This is a genomic window from Pseudomonas sp. NFPP07 (genome assembly GCF_900115645.1).
Classification (GTDB): Bacteria; Pseudomonadota; Gammaproteobacteria; order Pseudomonadales; family Pseudomonadaceae; genus Aquipseudomonas; species Aquipseudomonas chlororaphis.
Genome location: NZ_FOXG01000009.1, coordinates 265,050 through 277,067, shown reverse-complemented (window position 1 = coordinate 277,067; position 12,018 = coordinate 265,050). Strand labels below are relative to the sequence as shown.

General features: G+C 59.6%; 7 protein-coding genes, 4 tRNA genes and 1 pseudogene. 5 read left to right on the top strand and 7 right to left on the bottom strand.

What is annotated here, in order from left to right:
• Positions 1-52 precede the first annotated feature (52 nt).
• The 5 genes and pseudogenes from BM019_RS23980 to BM019_RS23960 form a co-directional block, all read left to right on the top strand.
• Positions 53-1,351 (top strand): NAD(P)/FAD-dependent oxidoreductase, encoded by a 1,299-nt coding sequence (locus tag BM019_RS23980; protein WP_009050927.1) that lies wholly within the window; start codon positions 53-55, stop codon positions 1,349-1,351.
• A 649-nt stretch (positions 1,352-2,000) separates the two neighbouring features.
• The gene (locus BM019_RS23975) at positions 2,001-2,594 is read left to right on the top strand and encodes a fimbrial protein (RefSeq protein WP_092420782.1); all 594 of its coding nucleotides are present in this window, start codon (positions 2,001-2,003) and stop codon (positions 2,592-2,594) included.
• A 50-nt stretch (positions 2,595-2,644) separates the two neighbouring features.
• Positions 2,645-3,370, top strand: coding sequence for a fimbrial biogenesis chaperone (locus BM019_RS23970; RefSeq protein WP_085534650.1), 726 nt, complete (start codon positions 2,645-2,647; stop codon positions 3,368-3,370).
• Between the two features lie 113 nt (positions 3,371-3,483).
• Entirely contained in the window at positions 3,484-5,976 is a 2,493-nt protein-coding gene (locus BM019_RS23965) for a fimbria/pilus outer membrane usher protein (protein ID WP_092420779.1), read from the top strand.
• A 147-nt stretch (positions 5,977-6,123) separates the two neighbouring features.
• Positions 6,124-6,767 (top strand): annotated as a pseudogene (locus BM019_RS23960) (transposase domain-containing protein); the annotation flags it as partial.
• Positions 6,768-6,848: 81 nt separating this feature from the next.
• Here BM019_RS23960 and BM019_RS23955 read toward each other — a convergent pair.
• From BM019_RS23955 to rluD, 7 genes are all read right to left on the bottom strand, one after another.
• A tRNA-Pro gene (locus tag BM019_RS23955) sits at positions 6,849-6,925 on the bottom strand.
• 93 nt (positions 6,926-7,018) lie between these two features.
• Positions 7,019-7,094: transfer RNA gene (locus BM019_RS23950), tRNA-Lys, on the bottom strand.
• A gap of 5 nt (positions 7,095-7,099) precedes the next feature.
• Positions 7,100-7,176, bottom strand: a tRNA-Pro gene (locus BM019_RS23945).
• Positions 7,177-7,185: 9 nt separating this feature from the next.
• Positions 7,186-7,261 (bottom strand) — tRNA-Asn (locus tag BM019_RS23940).
• A 314-nt stretch (positions 7,262-7,575) separates the two neighbouring features.
• A complete protein-coding gene (clpB, locus tag BM019_RS23935; RefSeq protein ID WP_092420776.1) occupies positions 7,576-10,140 on the bottom strand; it encodes an ATP-dependent chaperone ClpB in 2,565 nt (854 codons plus the stop codon).
• 130 nt (positions 10,141-10,270) lie between these two features.
• Complete coding sequence (gene pgeF, locus BM019_RS23930) at positions 10,271-10,996, bottom strand: peptidoglycan editing factor PgeF (RefSeq protein ID WP_092420773.1); 726 nt, start codon at positions 10,994-10,996, stop codon at positions 10,271-10,273.
• The gene (gene rluD, locus BM019_RS23925; RefSeq protein ID WP_007924719.1) at positions 10,993-11,955 is read right to left on the bottom strand and encodes a 23S rRNA pseudouridine(1911/1915/1917) synthase RluD; all 963 of its coding nucleotides are present in this window, start codon (positions 11,953-11,955) and stop codon (positions 10,993-10,995) included. Before rluD ends, pgeF begins: the two co-directional genes overlap by 4 nt.
• Positions 11,956-12,018 lie beyond the last annotated feature (63 nt).

The window sequence follows — 12,018 nt, the reverse complement described above, 5'->3', positions numbered from 1 at the left end:
GCGCTCGCTCGGGTAACCGTACCGATTTCTTTTAGCCTTGCGAGATATCCCCATGACTCATCGTATTGTCATCGTTGGCGGCGGCGCCGGCGGTCTGGAGTTGGCTACCCGTCTGGGTAAGACTCTGGGCAAGCGCGGTACCGCCAGTGTGATGCTGGTCGACGCGAACCTGACCCACATCTGGAAACCCTTGCTGCATGAAGTGGCCGCCGGCTCGCTGAACTCTTCCGAAGACGAACTCAACTATGTCGCCCAAGCCAAATGGAACCACTTCGAGTTCCAGCTGGGCCGCATGAGCGGGCTCGATCGCCAACAGAAGAAAATCCAGCTGGCCGCCACCTACGACGAAAACGGCGTGGAGCTGCTGCCCGCTCGTGAGCTGGGCTACGACACCCTGGTGATTGCCGTGGGCAGTACCACCAACGACTTCGGCACCCAGGGCGCCGCCCAGCACTGCCTGTTCCTCGACACGCGCAAACAGGCCGAACGTTTCCACCAGCAACTGCTCAACCACTACCTGCGCGCCCATGCCGGGCAGACCGATGTGGTGGAGCAGATCAGCGTGGCCATCGTCGGTGCCGGTGCCACAGGCGTCGAACTGGCCGCCGAGCTGCACAACGCCGCCCACGAGCTGGCGGCCTACGGCCTGGACCGGATCAAGCCGGAAAACATGCACATCACCCTGATCGAGGCCGGCCCACGGGTACTGCCGGCCCTGCCGGAGCGGATCGGCGGCCCGGTGCACAAGACCCTGGAAAAACTCGGGGTCAAGGTCATGACCAATGCCGCGGTCAGCGAAGTCACCGCCGACAGCCTGATCACCGCCGATGGCCAGGTGATTGCCGCCAGCCTGAAAGTCTGGGCCGCGGGCATTCGCGCCCCGGGCTTCCTCAAGGACATCGACGGCCTGGAAACCAACCGCATCAACCAGCTGCAGGTCTTGCCGACCCTGCAGACCACCCGCGACGAGAACATCTTCGCCTTTGGCGACTGCGCCGCCTGCCCGCAACCGGGCACCGATCGCAACGTTCCACCACGGGCGCAGGCGGCTCACCAGCAGGCATCGCTGCTGACCAAGTCGCTGAAACTGCGTATCGAAGGCAAGGCCCTGCCGGAATACAAATACACCGACTACGGCTCGCTGATCTCGCTGTCGCGTTTTTCCGCCGTGGGCAACCTGATGGGCAACCTGACCGGCAGCGTGATGCTCGAAGGCTGGCTGGCGCGGATGTTCTATGTGTCGCTGTACCGCATGCACCAGATGGCGCTCTACGGCCCGTTCCGTACCGCCATGCTGATGCTCGGCAGCCGGATCGGCCGCGGCACCGAGCCACGCCTCAAGCTGCACTGAATCTGAGCCTGTAGACCAGGACAAGAGTGCCCCGAGCGATCGGGGCATTTTTTTGCGCCCTGTTCAACACGGACTCAGGCAAACAGGCAGATGGTTAAAGATCGAAGTACCTAGAGACTTCCCGCACTCAACCTACAACTTTCCACGCAGTTTTAAGATTAGTCTTAACTCTAAAACAGAAGAGCCGCCCGACTTGGCCAATACATCCAAAAGTTGCTCTCCCCCCGGGCGTACCGAATACATACGCCTGCCTCCGCGCCATCTCTTATTGCGGCATACAGATAGCTGGCCCGATAGTATTCAAGACGCCACTCATGCTCTATCTAGTTGCATTGATAGTTTGCCCTGCACGCTTAAACCTTCGACTCCAACCTGCTACCCCTAAGGATTAGCCCCTGAAAAACAGCTACTTACATACAAGAATCGAAGATTTTTGCGGCGATCATCCCGTTTAGCTGCCGACAGGCATTCCGACAACCTCATGCCGCCCGATCAAATTTTAAGAATCTTCTTATTGAAATCCTATCAGGCAAAAAAGTATTAGCCGCCATTCAAAACCATAGAACATTCAGTACTTTAAGAATGGTCTTATTGTAACGATCGAAGTGAAGATACAAGATTGCACCTCCAACTTTAGCAGGTACATGAAATGTCCAAACTTCTTAAAAGCATCGTCTCCATGGCTATCGCTGGCGCGGTCAGCACTTCCGCTCTCGCAGCAGATGGCACCATCAACTTCACCGGCGACATCGTCGCTGCCTCCTGCACAATCGCCGCCGGTTCCGGTACCAACGTTGGTGGTAGCAAGGGCAACCAGAACATCGATATCAACCTCGGCAAGGTCAGCAGCGACTCGCTCAAGGGCTCTGCAGGCGGCGGCATCGTCGGCGGTAAGGGTATCAACCTGAACCTGGATTGCGGCGGCACCGCAGAGGGCCTGAAGTCCGTCAAGCTGCAGTTCGACCCAAGCAGTGGCTCCGGCATCGACAGCAATAACGTCTCGCTGCTGAAAGTCACCGGTGGTGCAGAGGGCGTGGGTATCGGTCTTTACAACAGCAGCAACAAGCTGGTGAACCTCGGCGCGAACGAAACCATCGATGGCGCGCTGGTGCCAACCACAGTAGGTGAAACCACCACCTACAGCGCCAACCTGAACATGCGTGCAGGTTATGTGGCAAACGGCGCGACGATCAAAGCAGGTCCTGCGAACGGCACCCTGCCGTTTACCTTGACTTACGAGTAACCCGCGCCAAAGGGAGGGGCCTGTGCCCCTCCCTCCGACCTGGAGCCGCTATGAAAGCCTCACTATTGACACGTCTTGCGCTCGCCAGCGCGATGACGCTCTTTGCGTCGATGGCCAGTGCCGGCATTACGCTGGATGGCACCCGCGTCGTCTTCGCTGCGCCAGCCAAGGAAACATCCGTCGTCGTCAGGAATCAAGGCTCGAACGACATCATGATCCAGTCTTGGGTCGAGCCAGACAAAAACGGGCTCGCGACCGATGTACCGTTCGCCATTACCCCTCCCTTGGTTCGCCTTGGAGGCAACAAGCAGCAGATCCTGCGCATCCTCTATCAAGGCCAGGGGCTGCCGACCGACAAGGAATCCGTGTTCTGGCTGGCCGTGCAAGAGATCCCGCAAAAAGCCAAAAGCGAGAACACCCTGCAAATTGCCATACGCCAGCGCGTGAAACTGTTCTACCGCCCGGCCAACCTGCCGGACACCGCCGCCAATGCAGCCAAGAGCCTGCAATGGAAGCTGGTGGAACAAGGCGGCAAAGCCGCGCTTTCGGTGACCAACCCTTCCGCGTTCCATGTGACCCTTGCTGGGAGCAGCGTGAAACTGCGCAATGGCAAAGACGCGGGCACCGCTACCGTGGAAATGCTGGCACCAGGAGCAACACGCACCGTCGAGATCAAAGGCTCGACTGGCATGAAGCCCGGAGCCACAACAGTGGAATTCGACAGCATCAACGATTACGGCGGGCTGGACCGAGTCACCAGCAAACTTTCCAACTAACGGAAAACAGCCATCACTCGTGTCGCTCGCATAGAGCGCACCGCTTTATCTAATCCGACTTTTTAATCAGGTCAGTGCCTCGGACATCCGATGCATGATCGAAAGGATTTCGCATGCCCATTTTTCAGAGAGAGCTCAGCTTCAGGATCGCCCGACGGGCGTGCGCGACCTGCCTCATGGCACTGGGGCTGGCCTCGAAGCTGTCCGCCGCAGAGGCCGAGTTCGCCGACTCCTTTCTGAAAATGGAGGGCGCTCCGGTGGACCTCAAGTTTTTTGAGAAAGGCAGTGCAGTTCCGCCAGGTACCTACAGCGTCGACCTCTACCTGAACAACGTGCTGATCAAGCGCCAGGAAATCACCTTCAGCGCCGATGCCTCCGGGCAGGTCAAACCCGCCATCTCGCTCGGGCTGCTCAAAGAGCTTGGACTCAACGCGGGCAAAGCCCAGCAGGATGGACTCATCGCCGCGGACGCCAAGGATGAGCAGCCGTTCGACGTCAGCGCCCAGATCACCGGCGCCGCGGTGGACTTCGACGTCACCAACCTGGCATTGCAGTTCAGCATTCCGCAGGCGTACGTCCAGCGCTATTCCCATGGTTACGTCGACCCATCGGTTTGGGACGAAGGCATCACCGCCTTCTACAGCGACTACCAGGCCAACTTCAACCGCAATACCAACCAGGGCAGGAAGAGCGACTACCACAACCTGAACCTGCGCAACGGTTTCAATATCGCCGGCTGGCGCTTTCGCAACGAATCCGCCTTGACCGGAGGAACCGGTACAAAAAGCGAATTCAAGAGCAACCGCAACTATCTGGAGCGCGATGTCCAGCGCCTGAAAGGCAAGCTTTCCCTGGGCGAGCTGTACACCCCAGGCGAGATCTTCGACAGCGTGCGCTTTCGCGGTGCACAGATCGCTTCGGACCTCGGCATGCTGCCTGACAACGAGGTCGGCTACGCACCCGTGATCCGTGGCATCGCTGAAACCAATGCCACCGTAGAAGTACGGCAAAACGGCTACGTGATCTATTCCGCGTCGGTGCCGCCTGGCGCCTTCGAGTTCACCGACATCTATCCCAGCGGCTCCAACGGCGACCTGCAGATCAAGATCATCGAAGCGGATGGCCGGGTACGCGAATATCTGCAGTCCTATGCCTACCAGCCGATCATGACCCGGCGCGGCAACCTTCGCTACAGCGTCACCGCCGGGGAATATCGCGTCGCCGACCAACCGTCGCCGTCGTTCACCCAGGGCACAGCCGTCTACGGTGTGACCGATAACCTCACCGGTTATGGCGGCGCGCTGCTCGCGCAAGACTATCGCGCCGTCAACATTGGTGCGGGCGTGAACTCCAGCCTCGGCGGTATTTCCTTCGACGTCACCAGCAGTGAATCGAAAACCCCGAACGGCAGGAGCAACAAGGGTCACAGTGCGCGCTTCCTGTACTCCAAGACGCTGAACGCCACCGATACCACCTTCACCATGGCCGGCTACCGCTACTCCACCGAAGGCTATCGCAGCTTCAGCCAGCATGTGGACGACCTCATGTATCAGGAGCGTGCCGGCTTCAGCGCACAAAAGAGCCGAATCAACCTCCGGGTGAACCAGAGCCTGTCACAGCGAGGCTCGTTGTACCTCAGCATGGATGAAACCAACTACTGGAATCAGCAGAGCCGTACGCGCAACTGGCAATTTGGTTATGGCAGCAGCGTTGCCAACGTCAGCTACAACCTGGCGGTGTCACGCACCCAGAGCGACCCCATGAACGGTGGTTCGGATACGCAACTCACCGCCAGTGTCAGCATGCCGCTGGGAGGCCGGGGTGGTTCTCACCGCCTCTCCAGCAACGCCATCAGCTCGAGCAAAGGCGATTCCTCGCTGCAGTCGAACGTGTCCGGCTACCTGGACGACCAGGCGACCCTCAGCTACTCGGCACAGGCAGGCCACAGCAAAAGAAACGGCAGTACGGCCGGCGCCAGCCTGGACTGGGACACCCCCGTCGCCAAGCTGCGTGGTGGCTATAACCAGGGCCGTGACGACAAACATATCGACCTGGGCGCATCTGGATCGCTGCTGGTGCACAGTGGTGGCGTTACCCTCGGCCAGCCGCTTGGCGAGACTTTCGGCCTGCTGGAAGTTCCGGATGTCGACGGCGTCGGTGTATCCGGCTGGAACGCCGTTCGCACCAATGGCAAGGGTTACGCGGTGGTGCCCTATATGCAGCCTTATCGCTACAACTGGCTGAACCTGGACACCCAGACCCTGGGTACCGACACCGAGATCAACGAAACCTCCAAGGTGCTGGTGCCAACCCGTGGCGCCATCGTCAAGGCCACCTATGCCGCACAGACAGGTCGCCGCCTGCAATTCGTGCTGCGCGCGGACAAGGGCGATCCAATCCCCTTCGGCGCCCAAGGCTACGACGAACAAGGCAAGCCCCTGGGCATGGTCGACAACCTGTCGCGCCTACTGGTCTTTGGCGTTCCCGACCAGGGCCGGCTGGAGATTCGCTGGGCCGAAGGCAGTTGCGTGGTGGACTACAAGCTCCCCCCAACAAACAAGGAACTGGCTTACGAACGCGTGGACGGCCTTTGCCGGGCCCTGTGAGTACCGTAAACGCCCTTCGCAACGAGGGGCTGGCCACGGACACAGGCGATCACTCCCACATCAGGTTAATTGGCATGAGCTAAGCATTTGAGCTCATGCCGGGCTTTCTAGAAAATCCGATGCCAGACTTCTGGCATCGGATTTTTTATATCTGCTCAACAGGACCTGCTCGACCTCGGCGACCGTTTCAACGTCTGCGACATATCCCCATAGAGTGAATGGCGTCTGCGCTGAATCTCTCCAGCCAGGCAACCCTTCGCCGACATTGTCTGCCCACCGATCAAGTGCTTTGGCGGGTGCTCGGCGTGGCGTTATTTCGTGACGAGCCGGTTCATGAGGTGGCCAGACATTTGAATATCCGCGCCCAAGGCCTGGCTTCTGACCATTTGCTGGCTCGCAGCAGGCAACCGAAGCTCGTAAACGGCTCGGCGCCGGTCCTGTTGAGTGGTTATTGCGCAAGACCGGGCAACCATTGGGGCGTAGAGCGCTATAACGATGATGCCAGGCATGACCTGCCGGTCTTTGTAGTGGACGGTGCGCTGTTGCGCATTGTGGACGCCCGAGGGTTGAGATCACTTCGGCTCGGGAAACAAGCGACCATCAGACACCGTTTCCTATGCTGCGCCTGGTGGCGCTGATGAACGTGCGTTCGCACGTGATCCTGGATGCACAATGAGCCCTTACCGACGCAGTGAAATGCGTTTGGCCGACGAGTTTTGCAGCGGATTCCCGACCACTCGGTGACGCTGCTCGACAAAGGGTTCTGGGGCGCGGAACTGCTGTCGAACCTGGGCAGAACCGGCAAGACACAACTGGCACCAAATTCCGGGCAAAAAAAATCCCCGTATCTTTCGATACGAGGATTTTCAGTATGGTCGGGGTAAGGGGATTCGAACTCCTGACATCCTGCTCCCAAAGCAGGCGCGCTACCGGACTGCGCTATACCCCGGTAAAAAAAAGGCACCCTTTAAAGGCGCCTTCTGCGAACAGAGCTTTTGGCGTCTGATCTTAAGATTCGATTCCAGCGAACTGGTTTCAAAAATGGTGGGTCGTGTGGGATTCGAACCTACGACCAATTGGTTAAAAGCCAACTGCTCTACCAACTGAGCTAACGACCCAAATATGGTCGGGGTAAGGGGATTCGAACTCCTGACATCCTGCTCCCAAAGCAGGCGCGCTACCGGACTGCGCTATACCCCGGTTTGAAATTGGCTCCGTGACCAGGACTCGAACCTGGGACCCAATGATTAACAGTCATTTGCTCTACCGACTGAGCTATCACGGAACTGAACATTTCAATTTTACAACCTTTACAGCAGGCTTTTATTTCTAGAAGCCTCCTCGTCGACTTGGTCCGTATCGCTACGTTCATGCCTCTGAGGCGCGCTATTCTACAATCTTAAAAACCTCTGTCAACCCCCTAAATTGCTTTCAAGACAATGATTTGCAACTTATTTCAGTTTTTCCTCAGGGAGGAAAAAGCCTTGGGGTGACGTACTGCGGGGCGCACTTTACAAGCCTTTGCCTTACAGTTCAACGCCCTATGCAAAAAAAGGCCTCGCAATGCGAGGCCTCCTTCACAACGACGCCCTATCGGGCTCAGGTGAAGACGATTTCGTCGTTTTCCACCTTGGCCGTCACAGTGACCCCCGGCAGGAAACTACCGGACAGAATCAACTGCGCCAATGGGTTCTCGATCCAGCGCTGGATCGCCCGTTTCAGCGGACGCGCGCCATAGACCGGGTCGTAACCCACGGCAATCAGTTTGTCCAAGGCCTCGCCACTCAGCTCCAGCTTGAGCTCGCGCTCGGCCAGGCGGCTGCGCAGGCGTCCCAGCTGGATCTCGGTGATGCCGGCGATCTGATCCCGGGCCAGTGGCTCGAAGATCACCACTTCGTCGATCCGGTTGATGAACTCCGGACGGAAATGGGTCGACACCGCATCCATCACCGCCGCCCGCTGTGCTTCGCGATCCCCCACCAGCTCCTGGATCTGCGCCGAGCCCAGGTTGGAGGTCATGACGATCACCGTATTACGGAAGTCCACGGTACGCCCGTGGCTGTCCGTCAGGCGACCATCTTCCAGCACCTGCAGCAGGATGTTGAATACGTCCGGATGGGCCTTCTCGACCTCGTCCAACAGGATCACCGAATAAGGCTTGCGCCGCACCGCCTCGGTCAGGTAACCGCCCTCCTCGTAGCCGACGTAGCCTGGAGGCGCACCGATCAATCGAGCCACGGAGTGTTTCTCCATGAACTCGGACATATCGATCCGCACCATCGCCTCTTCGGTATCGAAAAGGAATTCGGCCAACGCCTTGCACAATTCGGTCTTACCCACACCGGTCGGGCCGAGGAACATGAACGAACCACTTGGCCGGTTCGGATCGGACAACCCGGCGCGAGAACGCCGCACTGCGTTGGCTACCGCCACCACGGCTTCGTCCTGGCCAATGACACGCTGGTGCAGCAGGCTTTCCATCTTCAGCAGCTTGTCACGCTCGCCTTCGAGCATCTTCGATACCGGAATACCGGTCCACTTGGACACGACTTCGGCGATTTCCTCTTCGGTCACCTTGCTGCGCAACAGCTGGTTCTCGCTTTGGCCGTGCTGGTCGACCATCTGCAGGCTGCGCTCCAGGTCCGGGATCACCCCATACTGCAACTCGGCCATGCGGTTCAGGTCGCCTTTGCGGCGCGCGGCTTCCAATTCCTGGCGGGACTGCTCGATTTTCTGCTGGATCTGCGCCGAACCCTGCACTTCGGCTTTCTCCGAGGTCCAGACTTCTTCCAGATCGGCGTATTCGCGCTCCAGGCGGGTGATTTCCTCCTGGAGTTTCTCCAGGCGCTTGATCGCCGCTTCGTCGTCTTCTTTCTTCAGAGCCTGGGATTCGACCTTCAGTTGAATCAGGCGCCGTTCCAGGCGGTCCAGGACTTCCGGCTTGGAGTCGATCTCCATGCGGATACGGCTGGCGGCTTCGTCGATCAGGTCGATCGCCTTGTCCGGCAACTGCCGGTCGGTGATGTAGCGATGGCTGAGCTTGGCCGCGGCAATGATCGCGCCATCGGTGATCGCCACCTTGTGGTGCACCTCATAACGCTCTTTCAGGCCGCGCAGGATGGCAATGGTGTCTTCTTCGCTCGGCTCGTCCACCAGGACTTTCTGGAAGCGCCGCTCGAGGGCCGCGTCCTTCTCTATATATTGGCGGTACTCGTTGAGCGTGGTGGCGCCGACACAGTGCAGCTCACCCCGAGCCAGGGCTGGCTTGAGCATGTTGCCCGCATCCATCGAACCTTCGCCTTTACCGGCGCCGACCATGGTGTGCAGTTCGTCGATGAACAGAATGATCTGCCCTTCCTGCTTGGACAGCTCGTTGAGCAGGGATTTCAGGCGTTCTTCGAACTCGCCACGGTATTTGGCGCCAGCGATCAGCGCGCCCATGTCCAGGGACAGCAGGCGCTTGCCCTTCAGGCCGTCCGGCACTTCGCCGTTGATGATGCGTTGGGCCAGGCCTTCGGCAATCGCGGTTTTACCCACGCCAGGCTCACCGATCAGCACTGGGTTGTTCTTGGTCCGACGTTGCAGCACCTGGATGGTCCGGCGGATTTCGTCGTCACGGCCGATCACCGGGTCGAGCTTGCCGTCTTCGGCGCGCTTGGTCAGGTCGACGGTGTATTTATCCAGGGCCTGACGCGACTCCTCGACGTTGGCGTCATTCACCGCCTCGCCGCCTCGCAGGTTATTAATGGCGTTTTCCAGCGCTTTTTTGCTGACGCCCTGCCCCAGCAGCAACTTGCCGAGCTTGCTGTTTTCGTCCATGGCCGCCAGCAGCACCAGCTCGCTGGAGATGAACTGGTCGCCTTTCTGTTGCGCCAGGCGATCGGCCTGGTTCAGCAGGCGCGCCAGATCCTGCGACATGTTCACGTCGCCGGTGGGGTTCTGGATTTTCGGCAAGTGGTCGAGCTCTTTGCTCAATTCCTTGCGCAGGCTGTTCACGTCGAAGCCCACTTGCATCAGCAGCGGCTTGATCGAGCCGCCCTGCTGTTCGAGCAGCGCCTGCATCAAGTGCGCCGGCTCGATGGCCGGATGGTCGAGGCCGACCGCCAGGGATTGAGAATCGGATAATGCCAGCTGAAGCTTGCTGGTTAATCGGTCTATACGCATTAGTCACCTTCCTTTTGAGCAGGTCGGAGCGATAAACACACCTAAATAGAGAAACCTGCCAGATACCCCTGTAGATGCGGTCGATTCTGGAAGATTCAAGCCTTGCGAGCTTGACACAGGTCAGAAGAGTCTAGCGTTCCAGCCAGATCAGGGAAGCGAAGCGCCCGGTGCGCGGGCTGCGGCGGTAGGAATAGAAACGCGGGTCGCTCACGGTGCAGAAACCGCCACCATACACGGCGGTGACGCCGCATGCCGCCAGGCGCAGGCGGGCCAGCATATAGATATCAGCCATGAGCTTGCCGGGGTTGTGGCTCGGTACAAAGGCCTGTTCGGTCTGTGGCAAGTGCCGGACGAAAGCCTCACGCACTTCCGGACCGACCTCGAAGGCTTGCGGTCCAATGGCTGGCCCCAGCCAGACCAGTACATCTTCTGGTGCGACTTTCAGGCTATCGAGCGTCGCTTCCAGCACCCCGGCCGCCAGCCCACGCCAACCGGCATGGGCCGCCGCCACCCGAGTACCGGCGCGGTCGCAGAACAGCGCTGGCAGGCAATCGGCGGTCATGGCGCTACAGGCAATGCCGGGCGTGGCGGTCCAGCTGGCATCGGCGGTGGCGACGACGGACGGATCCGCCTCGACCACATCAATACCGTGAACCTGTTTCAGCCAGGCTGGCTTTATAGAGAAACGATCGGTCAGGCGACGGCGGTTTTCGGCCACCGCCTCTGGGTTGTCATCGACATGATCGCCCAGGTTGAGGCTGTCGAACGGCGCCAGGCTGACGCCGCCCGCACGGGTGGTGACGCAGGCTTTGACCCCGGCCGGCGCGGGCCAGTCAGGAATCAGCCAGTCACTCATCCGACGAAAGCCTCGCGATCCTGCTTGAGCAGGGTCAGCAGCCAGACGAAATCTTCCGGCAGCGGCGATTCCCAGCTCATGCGCTCGCCGGTGGTCGGATGGTCCAGCTCAAGGAACCGCGCATGCAGCGCCTGACGCGGGAAGTGCTTGAGGGATTCGACCATGGTCGGGTTCGCGGCAGGCGGAATGCGGAAACGACCACCGTAGGCCGGATCGCCGACCAACGGATAGTTGATATGGGCCATGTGCACACGGATCTGGTGGGTCCGCCCGGTTTCCAGTTTCACCCGGACATGGGTGTGGGAACGGAAACGCTCCAGTACGCGGTAGTGGCTGACGGCCGGCTTGCCGCCTTCCATCACCGCCATGCGCTGGCGTTGCTGACCGTGACGGCCGATCGGGGCGTTGATCTTGCCACCGGCGGTGACCACGCCGATCACGATGCATTCATAGATGCGGCTGACGCTGCGGCTCTGCAACTGGGCAACCAGCTGGGTCTGCGCCTGGATGGTCTTGGCCACCACCATCAGACCGGTGGTGTCCTTGTCCAGGCGATGCACGATGCCGGCGCGCGGCACGTTGATGATGTCCGGGACATGGTGCAGCAGGGCATTGAGCAGCGTGCCATCGGCGTGACCGGCGGCGGGGTGGACCACCAGGCCGGCAGGCTTGTTGATCACCAGGATGTCGTCGTCTTCATAGACGATATCCAGTTCGATGTCCTGAGCGATCCATTCTCCCTGAGCTTCCTGCTCGGCAGTCAGCTCAAGAACCGCGCCGCCATGGACGATGTCTCGCGGGCGGATAACCGCTCCATCCACAGTCAGGCGGCCGTCTTTGATCCAGGCGGAAAGGCGCGAGCGCGAGTGCTCAGCGAATAATTGGGCGGCGACTTGATCGAGGCGTTGGCCGCCCAGTTCGGACGGCACCTCTGCGCGAAGTTCAATTTTATCGGACATGCTCAGACTAGGCGTCGGCACAGCCTTTGGTTTCGGCTGCGCGCTTGTGGTTAAATACGGCGT